Origin of the sequence: Virgibacillus dakarensis, from assembly GCF_900155625.1 — a bacterium.
GTDB classification, from domain to species: Bacteria; Bacillota; Bacilli; order Bacillales; family Amphibacillaceae; genus Lentibacillus_C; species Lentibacillus_C populi.
On the sequence record NZ_LT732553.1, the window covers coordinates 601,957 to 627,376 of the forward strand.

Annotated in this window: 23 protein-coding genes and 1 pseudogene; 19 read left to right on the forward strand and 5 right to left on the reverse strand. The window is 39.4% G+C overall.

Annotated elements, in window-relative coordinates:
- Window positions 1-7 precede the first annotated feature (7 nt).
- The 15 genes and pseudogenes from CZ382_RS03040 to CZ382_RS03110 all read left to right on the forward strand — a co-directional run bounded on the left by CZ382_RS03040 (window position 8) and on the right by CZ382_RS03110 (window position 15,581).
- The gene (locus tag CZ382_RS03040; protein ID WP_230856169.1) at window positions 8-643 is read left to right on the forward strand and encodes a class I SAM-dependent methyltransferase; all 636 of its coding nucleotides are present in this window, start codon (window positions 8-10) and stop codon (window positions 641-643) included.
- Window positions 644-694: 51 nt separating this feature from the next.
- Window positions 695-1,165 (forward strand): annotated as a pseudogene (locus CZ382_RS03045) (DUF302 domain-containing protein).
- A gap of 174 nt (window positions 1,166-1,339) precedes the next feature.
- Window positions 1,340-1,996: a hypothetical protein gene (locus tag CZ382_RS03050; protein ID WP_230856172.1), complete on the forward strand. Its 657-nt coding sequence runs from the start codon at window positions 1,340-1,342 to the stop codon at window positions 1,994-1,996.
- Window positions 1,983-2,741 (forward strand): cytochrome c biogenesis CcdA family protein, encoded by a 759-nt coding sequence (locus tag CZ382_RS03055; RefSeq protein WP_088049762.1) that lies wholly within the window; start codon window positions 1,983-1,985, stop codon window positions 2,739-2,741. Before CZ382_RS03050 ends, CZ382_RS03055 begins: the two co-directional genes overlap by 14 nt.
- An 18-nt stretch (window positions 2,742-2,759) precedes the next feature.
- Window positions 2,760-3,353 (forward strand): TlpA family protein disulfide reductase, encoded by a 594-nt coding sequence (locus tag CZ382_RS03060; RefSeq protein WP_088049763.1) that lies wholly within the window; start codon window positions 2,760-2,762, stop codon window positions 3,351-3,353.
- 38 nt (window positions 3,354-3,391) lie between these two features.
- Window positions 3,392-4,006: a redoxin domain-containing protein gene (locus CZ382_RS03065; RefSeq protein WP_088049764.1), complete on the forward strand. Its 615-nt coding sequence runs from the start codon at window positions 3,392-3,394 to the stop codon at window positions 4,004-4,006.
- A 37-nt stretch (window positions 4,007-4,043) separates the two neighbouring features.
- Window positions 4,044-4,727, forward strand: a complete 684-nt coding sequence (locus tag CZ382_RS03070; protein ID WP_088049765.1) for a response regulator transcription factor — start codon at window positions 4,044-4,046, stop codon at window positions 4,725-4,727.
- A 136-nt stretch (window positions 4,728-4,863) separates the two neighbouring features.
- Window positions 4,864-5,802 carry a sensor histidine kinase gene (locus tag CZ382_RS03075; protein WP_235000379.1) on the forward strand — a complete coding sequence of 313 codons (939 nt, stop codon included), beginning with the start codon at window positions 4,864-4,866 and terminating at the stop codon, window positions 5,800-5,802.
- A gap of 208 nt (window positions 5,803-6,010) precedes the next feature.
- Window positions 6,011-7,219 (forward strand): putative glycoside hydrolase, encoded by a 1,209-nt coding sequence (locus tag CZ382_RS03080; protein WP_088049767.1) that lies wholly within the window; start codon window positions 6,011-6,013, stop codon window positions 7,217-7,219.
- Between the two features lie 155 nt (window positions 7,220-7,374).
- Window positions 7,375-7,962, forward strand: a complete 588-nt coding sequence (locus CZ382_RS03085; protein WP_088049768.1) for a GNAT family N-acetyltransferase — start codon at window positions 7,375-7,377, stop codon at window positions 7,960-7,962.
- A 621-nt stretch (window positions 7,963-8,583) separates the two neighbouring features.
- Window positions 8,584-8,979 (forward strand): transcriptional regulator SpxA, encoded by a 396-nt coding sequence (gene spxA, locus CZ382_RS03090; RefSeq protein ID WP_088049769.1) that lies wholly within the window; start codon window positions 8,584-8,586, stop codon window positions 8,977-8,979.
- A 387-nt stretch (window positions 8,980-9,366) separates the two neighbouring features.
- Window positions 9,367-10,059: an adaptor protein MecA gene (gene mecA, locus CZ382_RS03095; protein WP_088049770.1), complete on the forward strand. Its 693-nt coding sequence runs from the start codon at window positions 9,367-9,369 to the stop codon at window positions 10,057-10,059.
- Window positions 10,060-10,197: 138 nt separating this feature from the next.
- Window positions 10,198-11,382 carry a competence protein CoiA gene (locus CZ382_RS03100; RefSeq protein WP_088049771.1) on the forward strand — a complete coding sequence of 395 codons (1,185 nt, stop codon included), beginning with the start codon at window positions 10,198-10,200 and terminating at the stop codon, window positions 11,380-11,382.
- A 98-nt stretch (window positions 11,383-11,480) separates the two neighbouring features.
- Entirely contained in the window at window positions 11,481-13,295 is a 1,815-nt protein-coding gene (gene pepF, locus CZ382_RS03105) for an oligoendopeptidase F (RefSeq protein ID WP_088049772.1), read from the forward strand.
- Window positions 13,296-14,123: 828 nt separating this feature from the next.
- Window positions 14,124-15,581 (forward strand): DHA2 family efflux MFS transporter permease subunit, encoded by a 1,458-nt coding sequence (locus CZ382_RS03110; RefSeq protein ID WP_088049773.1) that lies wholly within the window; start codon window positions 14,124-14,126, stop codon window positions 15,579-15,581.
- Window positions 15,582-16,028: 447 nt separating this feature from the next.
- Here the strand turns inward: CZ382_RS03110 and asnB are convergent, their stop codons facing one another.
- Complete coding sequence (gene asnB, locus CZ382_RS03115; protein ID WP_088049774.1) at window positions 16,029-17,879, reverse strand: asparagine synthase (glutamine-hydrolyzing); 1,851 nt, start codon at window positions 17,877-17,879, stop codon at window positions 16,029-16,031.
- 183 nt (window positions 17,880-18,062) lie between these two features.
- Here asnB and CZ382_RS03120 point away from each other — a divergent pair, with 183 nt between their 5' ends.
- On the forward strand, window positions 18,063-18,386 hold the full coding sequence (locus CZ382_RS03120) for a MerR family transcriptional regulator (protein ID WP_088049775.1): 324 nt from the start codon (window positions 18,063-18,065) through the stop codon (window positions 18,384-18,386).
- A gap of 207 nt (window positions 18,387-18,593) precedes the next feature.
- Here the strand turns inward: CZ382_RS03120 and CZ382_RS03125 are convergent, their stop codons facing one another.
- The 4 genes from CZ382_RS03125 to CZ382_RS03140 form a co-directional block, all read right to left on the reverse strand.
- Window positions 18,594-19,856, reverse strand: a complete 1,263-nt coding sequence (locus CZ382_RS03125; RefSeq protein ID WP_088049776.1) for an ammonium transporter — start codon at window positions 19,854-19,856, stop codon at window positions 18,594-18,596.
- Between the two features lie 255 nt (window positions 19,857-20,111).
- A complete protein-coding gene (locus CZ382_RS03130; protein WP_088049777.1) occupies window positions 20,112-21,008 on the reverse strand; it encodes a ClpXP adapter SpxH family protein in 897 nt (298 codons plus the stop codon).
- Window positions 21,009-21,025: 17 nt separating this feature from the next.
- Window positions 21,026-21,406 (reverse strand): globin domain-containing protein, encoded by a 381-nt coding sequence (locus CZ382_RS03135; RefSeq protein WP_088049778.1) that lies wholly within the window; start codon window positions 21,404-21,406, stop codon window positions 21,026-21,028.
- Between the two features lie 106 nt (window positions 21,407-21,512).
- A complete protein-coding gene (locus CZ382_RS03140) occupies window positions 21,513-22,079 on the reverse strand; it encodes a CYTH domain-containing protein (protein WP_088049779.1) in 567 nt (188 codons plus the stop codon).
- 183 nt (window positions 22,080-22,262) lie between these two features.
- Here CZ382_RS03140 and CZ382_RS03145 point away from each other — a divergent pair, with 183 nt between their 5' ends.
- The 3 genes from CZ382_RS03145 (at window position 22,263) to CZ382_RS03155 (ending at window position 25,378) form a co-directional block, all read left to right on the forward strand.
- The gene (locus CZ382_RS03145) at window positions 22,263-23,672 is read left to right on the forward strand and encodes an ISLre2 family transposase (protein WP_088049780.1); all 1,410 of its coding nucleotides are present in this window, start codon (window positions 22,263-22,265) and stop codon (window positions 23,670-23,672) included.
- A 240-nt stretch (window positions 23,673-23,912) separates the two neighbouring features.
- Window positions 23,913-24,521: a GTP pyrophosphokinase gene (locus CZ382_RS03150; RefSeq protein WP_088049781.1), complete on the forward strand. Its 609-nt coding sequence runs from the start codon at window positions 23,913-23,915 to the stop codon at window positions 24,519-24,521.
- Between the two features lie 47 nt (window positions 24,522-24,568).
- Complete coding sequence (locus CZ382_RS03155; protein WP_088049782.1) at window positions 24,569-25,378, forward strand: NAD kinase; 810 nt, start codon at window positions 24,569-24,571, stop codon at window positions 25,376-25,378.
- Window positions 25,379-25,420 lie beyond the last annotated feature (42 nt).

Here is a 25,420-nt window from a genome sequence, read left to right on the forward strand (position 1 = left end):
TAGTATATTGTTGAATAAAATACTTTGGAAGTGGCAAGAAGAGATGACAAGAATACGAAGAGAAGGGGCTAAAAATATGACGGACAAGCGATTTAATCCTGAAAAAGCACATTCATTAATGCGAACGGAGCGTAAAAAATTATTGCCGCCGAATGAGATCATGGAATATCTAGGTGTGAATTCAGGTGATACTGTTGCCGACCTTGGAGCTGGTAATGGCTATTTTACCATTCCAATTGCCAAGAACGCGGAAAAAGTTTATGCAGTTGATATTGAGCCCAAAATGCTGGAAATGCTGAAGGAAAATGCAGGAGAAGAACAACTTGACAACATTCAGTATGTAGAAAGTGACTTGGATCATATTAAACTTGATGATGAATCCGTAAACAAAGTTATCGTTGCTTTTGTGATGCATGAGGTTCCGAATGTTGACAGGACTCTTGCCGAAATAAACCGTATTTTAAAACCTGAGGGACAGATGCTTTTGCTCGATTGGGAGGCTATTGAAACGGAATCAGGCCCGCCATTGCATCACCGAATTTCTTCAAACGAAATGATAAACATTCTTGAACGGAATGGCTTTGATACGGAGGTTGTTCCCTTGAATCCGGCAAATTATGCTGTAAGAGCAATCCCTAAATAAAATCCTGTCTCTGAAATTGGAAAACTTTAATTAAAAAGGAGATACTTGATCATGTTTCATTATACAGTTGAAACAAATAAAACAATCGATGAAGCAATTCAATCACTTGAGAAGAGTTTGAAAGATGAAAAGTTTGGAGTCCTTTGGCAATTTGATATTAGAGAAACATTGCAGAAAAAAGCGATTGACTTTCAGCAAGCCTATCATGTTTTAGGAGTGTGTAACCCAGAAGCAGCACAACGCGTGCTATCACAGAATCAATTGGTCGGCTATTTCTTACCTTGGCAGATAAGAAAGTTTAAACTTTCTTATTCTGCATAAGTGCAACTAAGGCATTCGCCCAAAGGCATGGCGAATGCCAAGTTTTCTAATAAAATTGTTGTTTATGATGATAAGGGAAAAACAAAAATTGGTATGCCTAGGCCGACAGCATTGATGCAAATGACCGAAAATGAATCCATTGTGGAACTTGCACAAGACATTGAGAAAAGACTGATAGCATCTATTGATAAAGTCATCTAAAACGGACGTGGGACAGTCCTCCACTACACTAACGCGGTGAAGCTTTAGCGTGGCGCGAGATTGTCCCTGTTTTAATTCCAACTTTTTTGTGGATTAGTCTTATTTTCATCAAATTTTCACATTGTCCTATTATGATAGGATTGGATAGACATCGAAATGGAGGAAACTTCTTTGGTGATTGTAAGTAAATTAATATCCATTGGTATTATTGCTGTAAGTATGTTCGCGGGATTTATTTCCTATTATATAACGAGCGATTTATCAAAGGAACAAAGAAAAAAACATATGGAGGAGATGATTTCACAGTTAATTAATTTTATCATCTTTATTTGGCTTGGAAAAGTCATATTGAATTTTTCCATATTCATAAAGGATCCATTAGCTATTTTGGCTTATCCAAGCAATTCACAAAGCTTTTACCTGGCTGTATTATTTAGTGGCTTACTACTTGTGTATAAGTCCAAAAGGCAGCAGCTGTATGTGCTTGAATTTATAGAATCCTTTCTACATGTATTTTTGGTAGCGTCATTTACGTATGAGTTTATTCAGCTCGTTTGGAACGATAATACATATGCTTTTGGGTACCTGGTTTTACTGACTGTTCTTCTTGTTTTATTTTTCCTCACCCGCGGACGTATAGCAGTAATCACGATAATAATTATGATATTAACGGGTTGGACTGCAGGAGTGTTATTGTTAACATTTATTCAGCCGTTTGTAACAGTATTTGGCTATATAATGGCACCGTGGTTTGTGGGGTTGTTTTTTATCAGCAGTATTTTACTTATTATTTTTAAACATAGAAAGAGGGATCGCAATGGGCGGAATTGAAGCAGATACGATGTTGATTGTGGGAATGTTTTTAGCGATAGGGGCAGGAGCATTATCCTTCTTGTCCCCCTGTGTGCTGCCAATTTTCCCTGCTTATATGTCCTATATTACCGGAATCAGTGTAAAAGAATTGCAAGGAGATCACAACCCAAAAATTCGTCGCCAGTTATTAAGCCATTCTTTATTTTTTTTATTGGCAGTTTCGTTGGTTTTTATCAGCTTGGGTGCCAGCGCTTCCTTTTTGGGTCGATGGGCACAAAATTTACTTCTAGGTGATTCTGGATTGTTTATTCAACGAATTGCAGGGATTTTAATTATTGTTATGGGATTGTTTGTTGCAGGCTGGATCACGATACCGGCCTTAATGAAGGAAAGGCGGTTTCATTATTCTAAAAAGCCAGCAGGATATGTGGGGACATTTTTTATCGGCCTAGGATTTGCTGCTGGTTGGACACCGTGTATCGGTCCGATCTTTGGGTCTATTTTGCTTCTGGCTGCAAGCAATCCAAGCCAGGGCATATTTTACACTGTTATGTATGTTATTGGTTTTTCACTGCCATTTCTTATTTTGACTTTTTTCCTTGGGTCGACAAGATGGATTGTCAGGCATAGTCAGGTCATAATGAAGGTAGGTGCAGTTATGATGATTATCATGGGGTTGGTCTTATTTTTCGGTCTTATGCCGCGTATTACAGAGTTTTTACTTAATTTAGTACAAGATACATGGCTATCGAGATTAGGATAGTAACGGAGGTCAAGGTCAATGAAAAAGATAATTCTTATTGTAATTGTAGTAGGAATGCTTGGTTTTGCCACGTATGATTTTGTCAGTTCAACGGATGAAACAACTCAAGAAGATACTGGCGGCATCTCCGGAGGTAAAATTACTTCTCCGCCGGCAGATAATGAAGAGAAGGTCGTAGAGTCTGATAAAGTGGGACTTGCAAAGGGGCAAATTGCTCCCGACTTTGAATTAAAAACGCTGGAGGGTGAGACAGTACGTTTATCGGATTACAAAGGGAAACGCGTCTTAGCTAACTTTTGGGCTACGTGGTGTCCGCCATGCCGGGCGGAAATTCCTGACTTGGAAAAACTTTATAATAACAAGGATGTTGTTATTTTAGCCGTCAATTTGACAGAGTCGGAAAAAAGCGTAGACAATATCACCGATTTTGTAGAAGAATACGAAATGACTTTTCCAGTATTGATGGATGTAAACTCAGATGTCTCTACTGCTTATCAGGTTCAGGCATATCCAACTTCTTATATGATTGATTCTAATGGTCGGATCCAATTTATTGCATTAGGTGCGATGAATTATGATCTTATGGTACAACAATTGGAAAAGATGGAGTAAAATGATCCCCTTATCAGGGTTCCAGGGAGGTGAAAATAATGAAAAAAGCTATCATTATTATCGTGCTTATTGGAATGATAGGATGGGCTGTGTATGATTTTGTTAACCAATCAGATGATACGTCAATTCAAGATGAAAATGAGGAAATAAAACAAGAGGCTAGCTCCGATAGTGATAAAGATAACAAAGCAGCAGCTGATAAAAAGAGTGAAACAACTAATGCAGTTACAGTTGGCTTAGAGGTAGGAAATGCTGCACCTGACTTTCAACTAAAGACGCTAAGCGGGAAGAATGTGAAATTATCGGATTATCGTGGCCAACGTGTAATGGTTAACTTCTGGGCTACCTGGTGTCCTCCATGCCGTGCTGAAATGCCAGATTTGGAAAAATTCCATCAAAATAAAGATGTCGTTATTTTGGCGGTCAATTTAACACAAACAGAGCAAGGGATGCAAGAAGTTCAAAATTTCGTGGATGAATTTAACTTAACATTTCCTATTTTGTTAGATGAGAATATTGAAGTGGCCAATACGTATGCGATCCGTCCGATTCCAACTTCTTTCATGGTTGATTCAAATGGAATTATTCAGTACAAGGCTTTCGGAGCATTACATTATGAAATGATGGTCGAAGAATTTGAAAAGATGAAGTAGGACCCCTTTTTACGTACAATAGGGGAGAGGTGATCCTGTGAAACAAACAATTTTAGTAGTGGAAGATGATAAAATGATCCGTGAGCTTGTCAACATTTATTTGAAAAAAGCGGAATATGACGTGGTTGAGGCTACTGATGGTGAAATGGCAAAGGATGCTTTTTTAACCTATCATCCATGCTTAATTGTGCTTGATTTAATGCTCCCTAAACTAAGTGGAGAGGATTTCTGCAAGTGGGTCCGGGAACAAGAACGTAATGAAGTATCTATTATTATGTTATCCGCAAAAGCACGAGTAGATGAAAGAATTAATGGATTAAAGATAGGTGCGGATGATTATTTGACGAAGCCGTTTGACCCAGATGAATTGGTAGCACATATTGAAGCGGTTTTACGAAGAACTGGACAGTATTGTCAAAAAATTACCTATGGTGGACTATGCATAAAACCGCGAAAGGGCGAAGTATGGCTGCTTGATAAACAATTGAATTTGACTAAACATGAGTTTAACCTGCTTTATCATTTTATGGAGAATCCTAATGTTGTCATTTCAAGAGAGGAGCTTATTCACAGGCTTTATCCTTACGCTGATAAAACCGTGCTGGACCGTACAATTGACGCACACATTAAAAAATTACGGAGAAAAATTGAGGATAATCCTGCTTCACCTAAACGTATTCATACAGTTCGTGGAATGGGGTATAAATATGTTAATGAATAAACGTGGAAGGACATGGCCCAAACAAATTCTATGGAAGTTAACATTTACAAACATTATCGTTATTGGCTTTTTTATTGTACTTAGCAGCTGGGCGATCTATAACACAGCTTGTTTTTTGGCGGATGGATTGGGAGCAATGGATAATCAAAAACAGGGTCAGTTTAACTCAACCCTTTTTCAGTATTTGTGGATATTTAGTGTTTCCGCAATTGTAATCGGCAGCCTTATACATTTTTATTTAACAAAAAAATTGATACACCCAATAAAAGAATTGATTGAGTCTACGAAGCGGATGAAACAGGGACAATATCCGAATCCCCTTGAAGTAAAGTCTGACGACGAAACAGGCCAATTAATCAGTCACTTTAATGATTTAGTTAAGCAATTAAAAAATAATCAGCAGTATCGGCAAAAACTAGTATCAGATTTGTCGCATGAACTTCGTACCCCCTTATCGAATTTAAACGGGTACCTTAGTGCTTTAAAAAGTGGCGTGATTTCGGGTGACAGGCAGTTATATCAATCGCTTCATGAGGAATTAAAAAGACTTATTAGTTTGGTTGAACAACTTGAACAACTGAAAGAATGGGATTATGTAACAAAGCAAACCTTTTCTCAAAAAGAACCGATAGATATGGCCGTGTTAGTCGAGCAGTCAGTAGAGATGTTTCGCTGGTCTCTGAAAAATGCTGGTATTAAGTTGCATGTAAAGACCGAGCCCGGCATTGTAAATGTATATGATGGAGGAGTTCCACAAGTCATCAGTAATTTAATTGATAATGCCATTCGTTATTATCAGGGGACTGAGCCAATAACAGTTATAGGTGAAAGCCTAAACTCGGAATATAGGGTTGCCGTCTCTGGCCCTGGTCAAACGATTCCATTTTTAGAACAAGAAAAAATTTTTGAACGATTTTATCGTGTTGATCCTTCCAGGACTCGTGATACAGGAGGTACAGGGCTTGGACTTGCGATTTCAAAGGAAATTATTGAACATCACACTGGCAAGATTGGGATAAAGTCTAACGGTCACTACCACACCTTTTGGTTTACTTTGCCTCTTAGCGTAAATTAGATAGTAGAATAGCAGATTTTATAAAATGTAAAGGGCTTTTAAAATGATAGAAGCCTTTTATGTTATAATCTCTTCGCTTGCTAGTTTTGATTTAATTCAGATTTAAAGTTAAAAAACTCGACAAAAATCTCCAAATTCCGTTCAAATATTTGATTGTTTCCCTTATACTAGATAAATAGGTTGCTAAAAATAGGGAGATTGATAATTTATGAAGAAGGGACAACTGAAGGATATCACGATTCTCGGGATTCTTCTGCTTGGATTAGGTATGCCGTGCGTCATTAGTGGAGAAGAATTACAAATCGCCCAGTTGCATGCTAAAAATACGACCAGTTTAAAACTACTTGACGAGAGCAAACATTTCAAACGTTTCATATATGACTCCGGCTTCAATTTTACATATCCTGATGCTGTCAGGGGGATCTATGTTACCGGTCCTTCCGCTGGGGGAAGCCAGTTTGAATCACTCGTAAACTTGGTTGAGTCCACCGATTTAAACACAATGGTAATTGACATCAAAGAAGATCATGGGAACGTTACATTTAGACCGGAAAAGGGATCACCATATGAAGATGTTGCCCAAAATTACATAGATGAGCCGCGAAAAATGCTGGAAAAGCTTGAGAAAAAGGGGATTTATCCGATTGCCAGAATTGTTGTTTTTAAAGATTCCGTTTTAGCAGAAAAACGTCCAGACCTGTCCTTCAAGAAAGATGGCAAGGTTTGGACAAATGGAAAAGGGGAGGCTTTCGTTAACCCATTTAAAAAGGAAGTATGGAAATACAATGTAAATCTCGCAAAACAGGCTGCAGCGTTAGGTTTTCAGGAAATTCAATTTGATTATGTCCGGTTTCCTGAAGGATTTGAACATTATGATAAGGAACTGGAATACAGCCAAGGGGACTATCAAGATACTGACGTAGAAAATATCCAGCGTCGTGTGCAGGCTGTTACGGATTTTGTTAAATATGCCAAAAAAGAATTAGCGTATTATGATGTAAAGGTTGGGGTCGATATTTTCGGCTATTCGGCAACTATCCCAGAAGCACCAGGAATTGGACAAAATTTCTCGAAAATCGCAAGTAATGTTGATGTTATTTCATCAATGATTTACCCAAGTCATTGGACAGCCTATTTCGGGATTGATTTTCCCGATAAACATCCGTATAAATTGGTAACCGAATATACGAAGGTGGAAAATGACGTATTAGGCAAGCTGGACGATCCGCCAATTTCAAGGCCTTGGATCCAAGATTTTGAAGCACCATGGTTGTATGATGGCGCCCCAACCCAATATGGAAAAGCGGAAGTGGAAGCGCAAATAAAGGCACTGCAGGAAAATGGAATTAACGAATTTTTGATTTGGAATGCTGCAAATGTGTATACGAAGAATGTTGATTATACACCGATCGATTAACTGTTAAGGTCAGTCGCTATGTTGCTGCTGACCTCTTGTATGTTTGAAAAAAAACACTGCCGGGTAAACTACATATGGTGCCTTGTAAACGCCATTTAACAAACAAGAAAATTTTCGTTATAATAGAAAAGGATTATAAAAAAAGGAGTAGGTCAATGAATTGGTATGAAAAGTTAAACAAATATTTTCCAGTAGAAGAAATGAAATCCAAAGAACATATGGAAATGCTGTTAAGGGAAAAGGGTGACGTGTACTACAAGGATGAAGGGCCATATCATGTATTAATGTTCGCCGAATTTGACACCTTTATTTTTATTGATTATGTTTGGGTTTCAGCAAAATCAAGAGGTCAAGGGATTGGGCATAAGCTGATTGAAAAGCTAAAACAAAAAAATAAGCCGATTATCCTGGAGGTAGAGCCTGTTGATTATGATGATTCGGATACTGGGAAAAGACTTCATTTTTATCAAAGAGAAGGATTTACCCACGCGCAATCCATCGGTTATAATCGCCGGTCACTTGCTACAAATGAAGAAACCCCAATGGAAATTTTATACTGGTCTCCCAACGATGAATCAGAAGATGTGATTTATGAAAAGATGAAACAAATGTATGAAGATATCCATACGTATAAAGATGAAGAGCTATATGGAAAATCATATCAGCCTGTCGATGAGGTATTAATTTACGATGAAGAGCGGGAATCTGATAATTTATTTGATGGTTTAACGGAAAAGACTTAAAATGGAATGCCCCTTATTTCATGTTTTAGAGGATATTTAAAAAGTCACCAAATGCTGAGCGGCGAACTCTGGAGCTGGCAGTAGAGATCTTCTGCTAAACCGCCACGACAATAGCCAACAGTAGAAGGTAATACCTCCTGTCCAAGACAGGTGCCGGGGCTGCGCCGCTTTGGCCTTCAAGAGATATTTTTAGAATACGGACTTTGAAGAGGATGTTCAAAAAGTCACCAAATGATAAGCGACGAATCGTGTCGCCCGCTTGCTTTTCCGCTCCTCATGTACCTTTATGTACACTCCGGTGCTCAAAGCTACGCTGCCTCGACCTTCAAGACCCAATTCGGCGACTTTTTGAACACGCACTTTAAGACATTCCATAAAAATCCTATATTTTTTTCAAATAAAATGTTTAATTGAAAATAAACTGGGGTATCTTATACATAAATATAAACATTTCGTGAACATTTGAATTTCAGCTTATTTTTCTAAGAAATCCCCTACCTTTTGCTTGACAATTGTAGTATACTTATACATATAAGGTTATTTAAACTTATTTTAATCTAATAGGTTGTTCAAAGTTTATGAGATGACCATACATTTTATAGAAATGAGGAGTGAAGTTTCATGGTAACACTTTATACCTCACCAAGTTGTACATCTTGCAGAAAAGCAAAAGCGTGGCTTGAGGAGCATGACATCCCGTTTTCAGAGCGGAATATCTTTTCCGAGCCATTATCATTGGATGAGATCAAGGAAATATTGCGTATGACCGAGGATGGAACGGATGAGATCATTTCAACACGCTCTAAAGTTTTTCAAAAATTGGACGTAAATATTGATCAATTGCCGATGAAAGATTTGTTTAAATTAATTCAATTAAATCCCGGATTATTACGGCGGCCCATTATTCTGGATGAAAAACGTCTGCAGGTTGGTTACAACGAAGACGAAATTCGCCGTTTCTTGCCGCGGACGGTCCGTACCTTTCAATTGCGTGAAGCTCAGCGTATGGTAAACTAATTGTTCTGATACAAAATAAAAGCGCAGATCCAGGAATATTGATCTGCGCTTTTATTCACTTTATTTTTAACTATATTCACAAAAAATTCCAGTGACAATTTGTCCAAAATCGGTTATCATAATAAATTAATTATATAGGCATTTAAATTTTCAAAATGCGTTATTCTGTCATACAATAAGATATAGATATAAATAGAAGAATGAATGGTTAGCGCTGTTTAGGATAAGAACAATAGGAAAGAGGTATCAGGTGAAGTTGTCTCTTCCACCTAATGATTTGTCGCATTAAAATGGTTTAAAAGTAATGCGGTGTAAAGTAACGGAAAAACGAGTGACTTGGATATTGAGTTTGGTCGAATGTTTTTCTATAGAAGGGAGAGAATTGGAATGGAAATAGAACGCATCAATGAAAATACGGTTAAATTTTATATTTCTTATATTGACATTGAGGATCGCGGTTTTGAAAGAGAAGAAATTTGGTATAATCGCGAACGCAGTGAACAATTATTTTGGCAAATGATGGATGAATTGAACTATGAGGAAGATTTTAATGTAGATGGTCCATTATGGATTCAAGTTCAAGCATTGGAAAAGGGTTTAGAAATTATTGTAACAAAAGCCCAAGTATCCAAAAGTGGGGAGAGTATTGAACTTCCTGTTGAAAATGGGAAAACAATCGATTTATCTGTTGATGAAAAAATTGAAAATATATTAGACGACAAATTTGGAAAAACCAGCAAGCAAAACCCGGATGATGAAACAGCGGAAGAAGGCAATTTATCACTTATCGTAAGCTTCCATGATTTCGAGGATGTTATTCAACTAAGTCATTATTTCCATGGTACAGGTTCTGGTATTGAGGAAAATAGCTTATACCATTATAATGATATCTATTATTTATATATGGAATTTTCCCAAGATGAATTGGATGATGATCAGCAAGAAGATTTGATTAGCCAGGTTCTCGAATTTGGCAATGATTCTGACTTAACCATTCATTTTCTCGAAGAATACGGGAAAAAGATTTTTGCCAATGATGTATTTACCCAGGTTAAAACACATTTCCCGGCTCAATTATAAGGATATGGCTTCTTAAAACTGTGCCATGTTCGGTAAGTAGAAAGCCTGCAAAGATAATATGTTGCAGGTTTTTAATTTTTTTGCAGGATTTTACACCTTACTGTCGAATAGGTATTATGAAGGAGGTGGATGTAGTATATGCTGCAAGCGAAAACAAAAGAGGGAAACCTTGTCATGCTTGCTTTATTGACAAAGAAGGAAATTTCCGAACTAAAAACAAATGGACAATTCTACTGTCCGTCATGTCAGGAAAAAGTTGTAATAAAGGCCGGCTCAAAAATGATTCCCCATTTTGCCCATCGAGCGAAAGTGAATTGTCCCTCACATGAAGGTGGGGAAGGTGCCTATCATGAAAAAGGCAAGCTTATGTTGTACAAATGGTTAAAACAGCAGAAACTAAACGTTCAACTTGAGGAATATTTATCTGAAATTAAACAGCGTCCGGATTTATTAGTAACAATTGACAATAAAAAGATTGCTGTGGAATATCAGTGTACCAGAATTTCCTTGAAAGAAATCCGGAAACGAAATGAAGGCTATCGTCAGCTTGGCATACAACCAATATGGATCATCGGTGCCAATCGGTTTAAACGACTGAGTCGGTATCAAATCAAACTGGATAATTTTCTCCACCATTTTCTTCATCAATTTTCAAAGCGTTTCCCGTTAACCTTATTGTTCTTCTGTCCGGAAACTACCCTGTTTTCTACTTTTCAAGACATTTATATAACAACAACAAAACAGGCAATCGGAAAGCTAACGTATACCCTCCTCAACAACATGAAATTCATCGACATCTTTCGCCAACATCGGCTGCCGAATCAACTGCTTTACACGCTGTGGAAACAGGAAAAAAAGCGATTCCGCTTGCGACAAAGAGATCGTTTGTATGGGAGTGAGCTTGCCTGGCATCAGTGGCTTTACTTAAAACGGACCCACTTTGAATACCTGCCATCTGTTATTCATCTTCCAGTATCCGCACAATATCGCATGTGTTCACCATTATGGGATTGGCAAAGCCGGATTTGTCTCGATTTACTTGACCCTTTACCAATTGGCGGACATATTTCCTTATCAACCTGTGTACATTTATTAAGAAAGCACATCATTTCTTCAGCCAATTACCCGCTTATTACAGCCGAGATACAACCAATTCAGCAATATCTCCTTTTACTAGAACAGCTTAACATCCTCAAGCAACAATCTCCTTTTCATTTTACCAAGCAAACAAACCTTTTATTTTATAAAAATGTGGAAGAAGCATTATTAGGAGACGATGTGTTTATTAATCGGCTGTTAGCAAATAATTCGATCAAAATATGAGCATGAATCGGAATAAATTCGTTATACTATCTAAATAGAGGGATTTAGGCAATGGATGTTGAAACTGTATAGTGCAGAAAATAAAGGAGGAAATTGACTTGGCGAAAGGAACAAAGGAATTACCAAAAAGAAGTGAGATCTCAGAGGAACTGAAATGGAAATTGGAAGATATTTTTGCAACCGATGATGCTTGGGAAGAGGAATTACAATCCTTAAAAAATGATATTCCTAAAATAGAAGAATTTCAGGGGAAACTGGCAGAATCCGCACAGAATCTGTATGACCTGTTACAAATGCAGGATAATTTATCTATGCGGCTGGGCAAGCTGTTTACATATGCACATATGCGTTATGATGAAGATACGACGAATTCATTTTATCAGGCGATCAATCAAAAGGCAGAAAGTGTGTTAACATTGGCATCCAGCTCCATGAGTTTTATTGTTCCAGAGATTTTAACAATCGATGAAACAACATTAAAGCAATTTTTGGAGGAAAAGAAAGAATTGCAGGTATATAAGCACACACTGGATGAAATTACGAGACAGCGGCCCCATGTGTTGAGCCAAAAGGAAGAAGCATTACTCGCCGAAGCAGCTGAACCGATGGATAATGGGTCGCAAACATTCAGTATGCTGAACAATGCCGATTTGAAGTTCCCGACAATTACGAATGAAAAAGGGGAAGAAGTTGATTTGACCCATGGCCGTTATGTTGGATTTTTAGAGTCCAAAGACCGCCGTGTACGTGAAGAGGCATTTAATAAGATGTATGAAACGTACGGGAATTTCATTCATACTTTTGCATCGACACTAACCGGAACGATTAAAACAAATAATTTCAGCGCGAAAGTCCGTCATTATGATTCAGCAAGACAGGAAGCGCTGGATAGTAATAATATTGATGAGCAGGTGTACGAAAATCTCATTGGGGCAGTCAATGAAAAATTACCGCTTCTGCACCGTTATGCGGCATTACGCAAAAAAGTACTCGGAGTTGATGAGTTGCATATGTATGATATGTATGTGCCGCTCGTCAAAGATGTCGATTTGGAGATCCCATACGAAAAAGCGCAACAACTCGTACTGGAAGGGCTGGCACCGCTTGGAGAGGAATATGTCAATATCGTAAAAGAAGGTTATGAAAATCGCTGGATTGATGTCGAAGAAAGTAAAGGAAAGCGCAGTGGTGCCTATTCGTCGGGTGCATACGGAACCCATCCTTACATTTTATTAAACTGGCAGGACAGATTGAATGATTTGTTTACCCTGGCACATGAATTAGGTCATTCTGTTCATAGCTATTATACGAGAAAAGCACAGCCTTTCCGTTACGGGAACTATTCCATTTTCGTTGCCGAGGTAGCGTCTACCTGTAATGAAGCATTATTGAATGAATATATGCTGCATCACTTGGATGATGAGCAGCAAAAGCTTTATATTCTCAATCATTTCCTTGAAGGCTTTCGCGGCACTGTTTTCCGTCAGACGATGTTTGCAGAATTTGAACACGATATCCATGTTCGCATGCAAAATGGGGATGCCTTAACAGCTGATAAGCTAACGGAGATTTATTATAATTTAAATAAAAAATACTTTGGTGACGATGTTGTTTCGGACGAAGCAATTGGCCTGGAATGGGCGCGGATCCCGCATTTTTACATGGATTATTATGTATATCAATATGCCACAGGGTATTCCGCGGCCACCACCTTGGCAAATCGGATTCTATCTGGTGAGGAGGGCGCAGTTGATCGTTATATCAACAAGTTCCTAAAAGCCGGAAGCAGTGATTATCCAATTGAGGTTTTAAAGCATGCTGGAGTGGACATGACATCCAAACAACCGATACTGGACGCATTGGATGTTTTTGAAGAAAAATTAAATGAAATGGAAAAATTGTTATCGAAATAAGATCATAGATACTGCATCACCTGGGGTGGTGCAGCTATTTTGTAAATACACAATCGGGTGGCTCTAGAAGTGGGGAATAATGTAAAATGGCGAATTGAGGATGCCAGGTGAAATAACGTAAAACAGGCGGATATGAAACGGGATAACGCTGAAAACCGGCTACATCCCGCTACATAATCTGATTATTGCATGCCGCGAAATACACGTTTGTGGGTAAACGTGAAAATTGTTAAATAGATCGATATGAATAGCAATGGCAAAGATACAAATATTGGAACCAGTTTCATGAATGCCAGGATATTAAGGAAAAAAGCTATGATGGTCATGATGAAAAACAAAATGGGGAGTAAACCTTGCATCGACATCACCTCAAAAAGTTTAATTTGCTCTATTATATGTATCTAAAGTAAGTTAATATGAATAAAACTGTGACATTTTTGTGAAATGATGAACATTCTTATTGAAAATCATTTGAAACGTTGTTATAGTATAAATGTAAGATCAGTAACAAACAAAACCCCTTTGTTTGACCATGAACTTTCTCCCATCCCCCTTTGTATAATACAAAGCGATGTGAAAATGAAGGATATGCGCTGCCCCGCATATCCTTTGTTTTTTTATGTGTTTTACGGGTGAAATTAAATTCCTCATTTGATCTTAATTTCTTTTAGTCATTTATTTATTGTGTTAGGATATAAAATGTTACCTTTTAAGGAAGAAAATGATGGGAAGTTTCCAATCAAAATTTTTCTGCAGGCAGTCTATTCATAAAATAGGCTTGCTATGGAAACGATAAGGGAAATAAATTCGTACGAAAGAAAGAAAATTATGGTTGAAAATCAAGTGCCTGCGCAATCGTCAAATACTATTAATAAAACACCAATAATGATTGTGTTAATTTCGGGAGCTTTTGTAGCGATCCTGAATCAGACATTATTAGCAACAGCATTACCTCATATTATGCGGGATTTACAATTGGATGAGACAGTCGCACAATGGCTGCAGTCCATTTTTATGCTCGTCAATGGTATTATGATTCCGATTACGGCGTTTTTAATCGAACGGTTTACGACGAGAGGATTATTCTTGTTTGCGATGGGAATCTTTGGGGTTGGTACGTTAATTTGCTCCGTTGCTCCAGATTTTCCGATTTTGATGCTCGGCAGGGTTGCCCAAGCCGCTGGTGCAGGAATCATTATGCCTTTAATGCAAACAATCCTGTTTCTCATTTTCCCAATTGAAAAACGGGGAACGGCTATGGGGATGTTTGGCTTGGTCATCGCCTTTGCGCCAGCGATTGGTCCTACATTATCCGGCTGGATGGTGGAACATTTTCCATGGCGAAGTTTATTCTATGTAATCCTGCCAATCATTATTATTGATATTATTGTTGCGTATTTCATGCTGAGGAATATCACCGAACAAAAAAATCCAAAGGTCGATGCTTTATCGATTATATTATCTACATTAGGATTTGGTGGTTTGCTATACGGATTCAGTACAGCGGGAAGTGATGGATGGACCAGTATGCATGTTATTATTTCTATGATCGTTGGTGTGGTTGCACTTACATGGTTCATCTTCAGACAACTGAGATTGGAAAAACCTATCCTTGAATTCCGAGTGTTTAAATTCTCAATTTTTACGTTAACTACTGCTCTTGGCATGGTGACATTTATGGCAATGATTGGGGCGGCCGTTGTTTTGCCATTATTGATGCAAAATATGCTCGGATTTTCTGCATTAGAGTCTGGCCTGGCGTTATTGCCTGGAGCAGTTTTAATGGGGGCTATGAACCCAATCACGGGTAGATTATTTGACAAATTTGGTGCGAAATGGCTTGCGGTTACCGGCTTAATCATTGTTGTTATTACAACCTTCTTATTTGCAGATATGTCCGGCGAAACAACGTTTACGTATATTGCAACGGTCAATGCGATTAGAATGTTCGGAATTTCGATGGTTATGATGCCGGTTACGACTGCGGGACTAAACCAGTTGCCAACGGATTTAATTCCACATGGTACTGCAATGAACAATACGATGAGGCAGGTTGCAGGTGCAGTCGGAACAGCATTGCTTGTTACCGTTATGTCAAATAATGCGATACCAGAAGAAGGTGTCGATGGGCTGGTTCATGGAGTCAATGTATCGTTTATCGTTGCCGGCGTATTTGCCATAATTGGTCTTATACTAGCGTTCTTCATTAAAAAATCTCGTCCATCAGCAGGAAATGCAAATACAATAAAATCAAGTGCCAGCAGCCGTACGGTTCCGGAGAGATAGCTGAAAAAATGAGAAGATTATGCTATGAAGTTTTTTGCTGGTAAAATAAGAGAAGGTCAGCACATCCTCTTGTATAGAGGAAATTGCTGACCTTATTACATGTCAAATTATCATTAATATGGTTACAACCCTAATAATAAAGATTTATGGCAATGATGCTACCGATAAAGAGAATTAGGGGTATAAACCACAAATTATCTTTGGATTCCCTTCTTGCCACATTACCTTTACCTTTCATGTCAAACATACCCCCTTAAGCCAAAAATATCTTTCGCGATTTCTGCAAGGTTTAATCTAACACGTTTTCATTCGCTTGGCAATACATAAATGGCTCTTTTTTAAATTCGGAAAAATGGGGAAATTAAAAGCCGGAGAAGTCAAACAAAAAAGATGGAGCGAAAGCCGACATTGGCAAATCCTCCATCTTTTTCCCGGAAAGGAAGTTTTTCAATACTCTTCAACCTTTATATTATAATCATTGAGCCACGTATTAATTTGGGCAAGGTGGGCTATTAATTGCGGTCCGGTCATTAACTGGCCATACCAGGGAACCTGAAAGGACTCACCTTTCGTGTCGATTATTTCTTTTATTTTCTTCTTATCAAAAAAATACAGTAGTGGAGAATTTGAATCATTGATGATCGATGACAGCCAATCAGCAACTGCATTTGTGTATTGGGGATGGAATGTTTTCGGGTAAGGACTCTTTTTCCTGTACAATACATCGTGAGGAAGTACTCCAGTTAAAGCTCTTCTTAGTAATCCTTTCTCCCTGTTGTCGAGCATTTTCATTGCCCACGGAACGTTCCACATGTATTCCACAATACGATGATCGGCGAATGGGACGCGGACCTCGAGACTTGCCGCCATACTCATTCGGTCTTTTCTGTCCAGCAGTGTCGCCATGAACCAGTGCATATTCAAGTAAAATAGCTGTCGTCTTTTGGCGTCTATCTCGGATTCTCCTTCCAGCAGTGGTGTTTCCTGTAAAGTGTTACGGAATCCCTGCATGACGTAATCATTTAATTGAAGCTTATTTTGCCACGAATCATTTAAAAGTGCCTGGCGTTCAGCTGTTGAGCGCATCCATGGAAACCCCTCCGCTGCAGACGTTTCCGGACTATGAAACCACGGGTACCCACCAAAAATTTCATCCGCGCATTCACCTGAAAGCCCTACTGTTGCCTGTTGCTGTATTCTCTCACAAAACCATAATAACGAGGAATCAACATCAGCCATTCCTGGCAGGTCTCTTGCATATACCGCATCTTTTAAGTAATGAGCAAGTGTTGTATTATCTATTACTAGATCATGGTGTACCGTACCAAGCGCATTTTTCACCTGATCAATCCATTGACTGTCTGAATCAGGCTGAAATTTACTTGTTTTAAAGTATTTTTCATTCTCCTCATATTCGATCGAATACGTATGAAGCGGTGCCTTGCCCTGCTGCTCAAAAGCCTGTTGGGCATATGCTGAAATGGCACTTGAATCTACACCGCCGGAAAGGAAGCTTATTAATGGAACATCTGCAACAAGCTGTCGCTCCACCGCATTCTGGAACAAAGTACGAACTGTTTCTACGGTTGTGTCGACATCATCGGTATGCTCCACGCTTTCGACATCCCAGTATCGCCAGATTTTCATCCCATTACGGTTATAGCTAAGCGCATGTGCAGGTCTTAATTCATTAATTCCTTTGAATACGCCATGCCCCGGCGTACGCGAAGGTCCAAGGCCGAATACTTCAGATAAACCCTCTCGGTCAACAATTGGGTTAACCGCGGGATGAGCCAGGATTGCTTTTATTTCTGAACCAAAAAGCAATTCGCCGTTCTGTTCGATGTAAAAAAGCGGTTTGACACCGAGACGGTCTCTTGCTGCAAACATTTCTTCGCTTTCTTCATCCCAGATCGCGAAGGCAAAAATTCCATTAAGCCGAGCCAAACAAGCCTTTCCCCATTCCAAGTATGCCGCAAGTAAAACCTCGGTATCAGAATGACCCTGAAATGTGTGGTGACGTTTGGTTAATTCTGTGCGCAGTTCCTCCGTATTATATAGTTCCCCGTTATAAACCATCGTGACGTTTTTTCCGTCTTTTTGTTTTGTCATTGGTTGCCTGCCACCCGCGGGGTCCACAACAATCAAACGTGAGTGTCCCAGTAACGCGTGGCGGGAAGCCCATGTATTTAAGTCGTCTGGGCCGCGATGTTGCAGTTTTGCAACCATTTGTTTTACAATATGCTCTTCACCTATTAGCTCTCGATTCCAATTAATCCATCCTGTTATACCGCACATAACGACACTCCTTCTGGCTAATTTGCCCAATAGTTATTTTATGTGGATTTCTCAAAGGTGTGAAGCTAGTGGATACGTTACATTGTCGGAAACAGCAAGTATGTCAGATTTTCTTACATAAAAGTAGTATCCACATCCGTTTTTCTAGTATAATCGAACAAACAAATATATTGAGGTGGGAAGATGACAAATGACTCTTTCTATAAAAAAAGAAAAGTAATTCCAATTGGACCTGTCAGTGAGTTAACCGGCTTAACGGAAAGGCAAATCAGGTATTATGAAGAAAGAAAACTTATTTTTCCTGAACGGTCGGAACGTGGAAACCGGAAATATTCTTTCAATGACGTGGAACAACTTATTGATATTGCGAATAAGCGGGAAGAGGGAGTTCAAACATTCGAAATTCGCAAAGACATGTTGAAGGAGAAAAATAAGCAAGATAAAGAATTAAAGGAAGAAATGTTACGTGGCCAGTTTAATGCGCAATTTGGGGTGAGGAAAAAATGAATATCAATTGTTCCTCCTGCTATTTATAGTGAATGCTCGTTTCGGTTGGGTAACTTCCTCTTTAATCCCTTAATGAACAGTCATGGTGATTTCATTTCATCATAAATTATCCCGCTCCATTTTCCAAAACTTCAGCCAGCATTTAAAGAAAGCAATACGAGAGGGGATCCCGCTCGTATTGTAATTAGTTTCAATTACATCAATGGCTTAAGCACCTAACTTATCATTTGGATGACGGATAGCTTCCGGATACCCGTAACTGCCGTGTTCACTTAAATCAAGACCGATCAGTTCTTCTTCCTTCGATACACGGATTCCGCCTAATAAACGATCCACTACCTTCAAAATGATATATGCTGCAACAAATGCATATAATCCGCAGGTTACAACACCGAGCGCTTGAACACCTAGTTGCGTAAAACCACCGCCATAAAATAAACCAGGGTGTCCGATGCTTGCTAATTCAGGTGTTGCAAATAAACCGTTTGACAGGGTTCCCCAGACACCTGCAGTACCATGAACCGATAATGCGAAGATTGGATCATCGATTTTTTGTTTATCAAAGAATCGCATACTATAAAAGACAATCAGACCACCGATAAAACCAATCACTACGGCTGCCCAAGGCTCTACAAATGCGCACGAAGCAGTAATGGCTACAAGTCCTGCTAGAGCACCATTCAATATTGTGGGAATATCAGCTTTCCCGTTTACCAACCAGACAATTGCTAATGCACCGATTGCACCAGCCCCGGCAGCAAGTTGTGTATTAAGTGCGACATAACCGAAAAATGCGTCTGCAACACCGAATGTACTTCCAGCATTAAATCCAAACCAGCCTACCCAAAGAATCAGTGTTCCCAATGCCGTATAGACCTGGTTGTGGCCTGCGATATTATTTGCTGAACCGTCCTTATTATATTTGCCGATCCGTGGCTTTAAAATGATCGTTGCGGCCATGGCAGCCATAGCTCCTGTTAAATGCACGACTGTTGAACCGGCAAAATCCTGTTTTCCATGTTCAGCCAACCAACCACCGCCCCAAATCCAATGAGCGATTACCGGGTAAATAACGATAGAAAACAGAACGGCAAAAACCACATAAACGGATAATTTTGCCCGTTCAGCAAATCCGCCAAAAGCAATTGTTAGCGCAATTGCAGCAAATGCCAGTTGAAACATAAAATCAACAGAACCAGCCAAGCCTTCTCCCATCGTTGTTGCATCACCAAAAAAGAAATCGGAAAAACCGATAAAGGAATTGCCTTCTCCATAAATTAGTCCATAACCGACAGCCCAAAAGATTAAGGATGCAATCCCGACAGTAAAGACTGTTTTGCCTGCTATATGTCCCGCGTTCTTCATTTTAGTTGAGCCTGCTTCAAGTAAAATAAAGCCACCTTGCATCAATAAAACGAGGACCGTGCAAATAATAATCCATACATTATTCATTAAAAATATGGGATCCATAAAAACCGTCTCCTTTTGTGTGATATTTGTTAACATTAGATGTTAGTAATAATTTAGCGGTTTTCGTAATTTCAAACAACGAGATTGGCAGATAATCTTACAAGGTATTTTTAACAGAAGGAGGGAATAGCAAATGTGGCGTCACGGTAAGTCCATATGGGAAAATACCAGTATACGATTAATAGGAAGTTAAAAAGGCAAGGGTATGGCAACCTTGCCTTTTTTCCATTCAAAAACCCTCCAAATAGAGGGTTCTTATTTCTTTATATACCGCCAAAATGCTCCAAACTTGGCGGGGATTTTTTCGACCGTCCGTTTTAATTGCAGTTTTTTCATTTCCTTGTCAGCTTTTTCGATTGTCCAGTCATATACAACGGAGACTTCCTTATTTCCTACCACCTCAAAATCAGCCAAGAACTCTTCCAAGGGTGGTTTTTCAGCAGGTTGCGGGTCTTTTTGCAGCATTTGTTTTAATACACGTACATAGATGTCATATGGATAGAGGCCAGAGATTTTGATGCCATGCTGTTCGATAACTTGATTGAAGAAGACGATTGTCGGAATGTAATCAACTTGCATTTCTTGTGTTAACTTTAGATCACCCTGGAACGCTTTTTTTGCAGACGATGAGTACAAATCATTTTTGAATTCATCCAGATCCAGGTTTGCTTCCTTGGCACATGTAAGCAATACATCCTCATCAGAAATGTTTCGTTTCATTAAAAATAAGTTCTCTTGTACCTTACGTAAAAATATCCGTCCAGCTTTTTTACCCTGGAGCTCGGCTGCTTTGATCGCAAGGGAAGCAATCGCTGGGGACGAAATTGGATTTTCCATCCATAAATCCCCGTCACAGCTCATGCCGGTCCGGCTTGCTGTTTTTTCCCAAATGTCTTTCAGTTTTTTTGGCTTATCAAAAATATCTTTATTTAAATTGTTCAAGTGACCGCTAACGATTGGCCTGATTGTGAAATAGTCGCCATATTCGATCGCCAGCTTTTTCAAATACGGTTCAAGTGACCAGCATTCAGGACATAGTGGATCAATAAAAACGTAGATCTCAATAGGTTTTTGTACATAGTCAGATAATCTGTACCCAGCCGATGTGTTAGTCTTGTTCGAGCTTGGCAGCCCAGCATGTTCCCAACTCACATCGATTCTCCTTTCTGTTATTCCGGTGTGTTCATCATATGGTGTGCCGTCATGGTTAATTTCTCAAAAATCGCTGTCCGATATGGTTCGGCAATTTCCGCTTCCTCCAGTGCAGCGTGCATGCATTCCAGCCATGCATCTTTCCGTGATGGTGTTATTGCAAATGGTAAATGACGCCGCCTCATCATAGGATTGCCACGTTCTTCGGAATAAAGTTTCGGTCCACCGAAAAATTGTGTAAGAAACAATCGTTGCTTTCTAGCTGTTTCGGTTAGATCCTCCGGGAAAATTGGTACTAATTTTGGATGCTTCCCAACGCGTTTATAAAAGGCTGTTACTAATCGATCTATTGTATCGAAGCCGCCGATAGCTTCAAATATGGTTCCGGTTTGCTCCATGAGTTTCTCACTTTCCTGTTGCAATGATAGCTATATTGTAGCAACGTTAACCGTAAATGGGCAATTAATCTGTTTGTAAACGCTTTCTGGAATATCTACCAAAAATTTATAACGTTGCAAAAAAGCGTTCGATTTTGTTCGGTGTGTCCCGTCTCTCAATCGTATTTTGCTCTAACACGGCCATGAAAACCTGCATTCCAATTTGTTCAGATGGTGCTTCAACCTCCAATTCGTAATCCGCTGTTTCATTGTACATACTGTGGTCAAGCACGAGTAAAGCATTTTTGTATATTGTTTCCCGTCTTTCAGTAGTTAATTTACCATAGTATACTAAAGATTGAATGGGGATATGCATAGTGTTTAATCGATTGGTGACATTGGCTTTTTCGATAAATTTCCCATTTAGAAAGTCCTGAACTTCCTGTTCCGTTAAAGCATCATGTGTTTCCAAAAGTCCTGTTGGGTGCGGTTCTTTTAAAGTAAGAATAAAGCTGCCGTTTTTTTCACGAACTCGTAATGCACAGCCATTTTCTTTTAATAAAGAGTCTTTTGTTTCAAAGTAATAATTTGTTTGTGTTACGGCTTCTTTGGGAAAGAAGTATTGGCGTAAAAGCCGATTGAACTCATGCTCAGTCAACAGGTTCTTATATTCGATTTCAATTTCCTGCATCATGAAAACCTCCATCGTTTCAAGATCGGTTACTATTGATTATCGCGGATGTTCGCCAAATATGTATGTGTAAAATTATACTCGGTAGTAATTGCGGTACTTTTTGATAGCCAAAAAAGAGAAGGCGCTCTATCATTAAAATGTATGCTTTGCACGGCATAATACATTTTAGAAAGAGGCCTTCTCATGGATCATATTATATCAAAGCTGTATGAATTAATAAAGAATACAACGAATCTGGTGGAGTTTGAAGAAAGAGCTCAAATTTTAATGTATAACTTCTTTTCCTCTTTGATGGGGCGCATGTTCAGTGAATTAAATCAAGTCATTGTAGCACAAAGACGTGCAGATGACTGGAAAGTGGAAACCACAGATTCAAGAAGTGTACAATTTATGTTTGGGACGGTTACCTTTGATCATACGTTGATGAGGGATAAAAAAGGAAAGGCAGTCTATCCATTGGATGAGTGGATTGGTCTGCGGGATAGGCAACGATACAGTCCATTGGTGGAACTGAAAGTAGCCGAAATGGCGAGTGAAAGTACTTACCGGCAAGTGGCCCGTACTCTCAAGGAATGGACACCTGTAAGCTTAAGTCACCAAACGGTAGGAAATATGGTAAAGACTGTGGGTAAAGCCCAGGCAGAGATGGATCAAGAGATGGTGAAAGAGTTGGATGAAGCAGCGTCCCTGCCAGAAGGAAAAAAGGTTGATTTCTTTTATGCGGAGGCAGATGGTGTTTTTGTCCGCGGACTCCAAAAAAAACAGAGTATGGAAGTGCACCATGCGATCATGTATGAAGGATGGGAGAAAAACGGGAAACGTGTATCCCTTAAGGAACCGACAGTAATTATGACAACGCAATCTACAGATGCATTTTGGGATGAAACGCAGGCGATGGCATCCAGCCGATATACACTGGAAGACGCACAGGTTGTTACTAACAGTGACGGTGGCCCGGGTTATACAGTTGAAAGGTTTCAAGCTGCTTTTTCCCAATCGAATAAACCGATTTTAAACCAACTGGATGACTATCATATCTCACAAGGATTTAACCGTGCATTTGGCAGTGCAGGAAATGCCTATAAAGATGCAGGAAGAAAGGCACTGAAGGAACATGATTTAGAAGCATTCAAGCTTCAATTAGATACATACGAAAGCACATTGGAAGACGATAAGCAGATGGAGAAAATCAACGTCTTTCGCAGTTACATTCTCAACAATTGGGAACGCATTTACGACTGGCGGGATATTGTAACAGACAGCCCTAGAGATGCCAGGAAACTCGGTGCTATGGAATCCAACCAGCGGCATGTGTCTTTTCGTATGAAAAAGCGTGGAATGCATTGGAGTAATGATGGTGCGGAGGCAATGGTGAAAATCAAACAAGGCATGTTGAATAATACATTGCGTAACGCTTATCTGAAATGCAATGAACGGAGTACCAGGAAACAACGGGATGTAAAAAAAGCTGTCAGAGTGGCCCAATTATTACGTCAGCCAACACAACCATCTATTGGTGTAAAACAAGGTTCTGTCGCTTTATATGCGGCTCATTCAACAGCCATAGGTAACTTATTTAAAATATTACAATAAACCTCGTTTTTGATGGAACGGTCTTTGGTTTTTAAGACCGTTCTGTCAAAAATGAGGCCAGCAAGCGACAGCGCGGTAGCCGAACAAGGTGTACAAAATGGGAGCGCCTGAAATATTGGTATGAAAGCAACGTCGAGAAAAACTTGACACATACCCAAATATGCAAAAATTAGCTATTGCCTGCTGATATGTTAAAATATAAAGGGCTATAATTTTGAAAGATAACGGGTGGTGCATCAGATGAATTGGGAAGCCATACTTGCGCCTTATGCTCAGGTTGTTGAAGAATTAAAGGTAAAATTAAAAGGGATGCGGGCACAATTCGAACATGAAAAACGGCATTCACCGATTGAAATTATAAGTGGCAGAGTGAAGCCGATTCCAAGCATTTTAGAAAAAGCAAAACGGAAACAGATAAAGCTTGAAAACATTGAACGCGAAATGCAGGATATTGCCGGGGTACGGGTTGTCTGCCAATTTGTCGATGATATCTATACGATCGTAAAAATGATCAGATCAAGGAATGATTTAACGATTATCGAAGAAAAGGACTACATTTCCCATAAAAAAGACAGCGGCTACCGTTCGTTTCATATGATTATTGAATATCCGGTTGAAACGATCCACGGAGAAAAAATCGTATTGGCGGAAATTCAAATCCGCACCCTGGCCATGAATTTTTGGGCAACAAATGAACATTCATTGAATTACAAGTATGCAGGCAGAATTCCGTCTGATATCAAAGCAAGACTTAAACGGGCCGCCGAGGCTGCGTTTAAGCTGGATGAAGAAATGTCGAAAATTAAAAATGAGGTTCAGGAAGCGCAGCGGATCTTTCACCGTAAATAATAGTAGCTAGGTTAAAAGGAATTAGGAATGGAAAGGGATGACTGCACATGAAATTTTCTATCGTATCAAAAGGGGACGAACGTTCAAATAGCATCAAAGCAACAATCAAGCAATATTTAACCGATTTTGATTTAGTTTATGATAAGAAAGAGCCCGATCTGGTCATCTCAGTTGGTGGTGACGGCACATTGCTTGAGGCATTTCATCGCTATGTACATCGAACCGATTCTACCGCATTTATCGGAATCCACACAGGGCATTTGGGTTTTTACGCTGACTGGGTCCCAAATGAAGTGGAAAAGCTAATTATTGAAATTGCCAAAACACCATTCCAGGTCGTCGAATATCCGCTGCTGGAAGTGATTATCCGGGCAAAAAGCGGGGCATCAGAAGACCGATTCCTTGCGCTAAATGAAGCAACAATCAAAACAGCTGATGGTTCGGTCGTTTTTGATGTGGAAATTAAGGGCGAGCATTTTGAAACGTTTCGCGGGGATGGATTATGTGTATCCACCCCGTCGGGAAGCACAGCATACAACAAGGCATTGGGTGGCGGAATTATTCATCCGTCACTGGAAGCCATTCAGCTGACGGAGATGGCATCGATTAATAACCGTGTTTTCCGGACAATTGGTTCTCCATTAATTTTACCAAAGCATCATACATGCTTGCTAAAACCAATTGTCGATCGCAGCTTTCTTATTACAATAGATCACTTTACCGAAACGTATACAAATGTGAAATCAATTCAGTGCCGTGTCGCAAAAGAGAGAGTACGGTTTGCCAGATTCCGGCCATTTCCGTTTTGGAATCGGGTGCGAGATTCCTTTGTTACGGACGAGGATAAGAAGAAATAACAGATCAAGGCCGTGCTTGATACTAAAAGTGTGGAACAAACA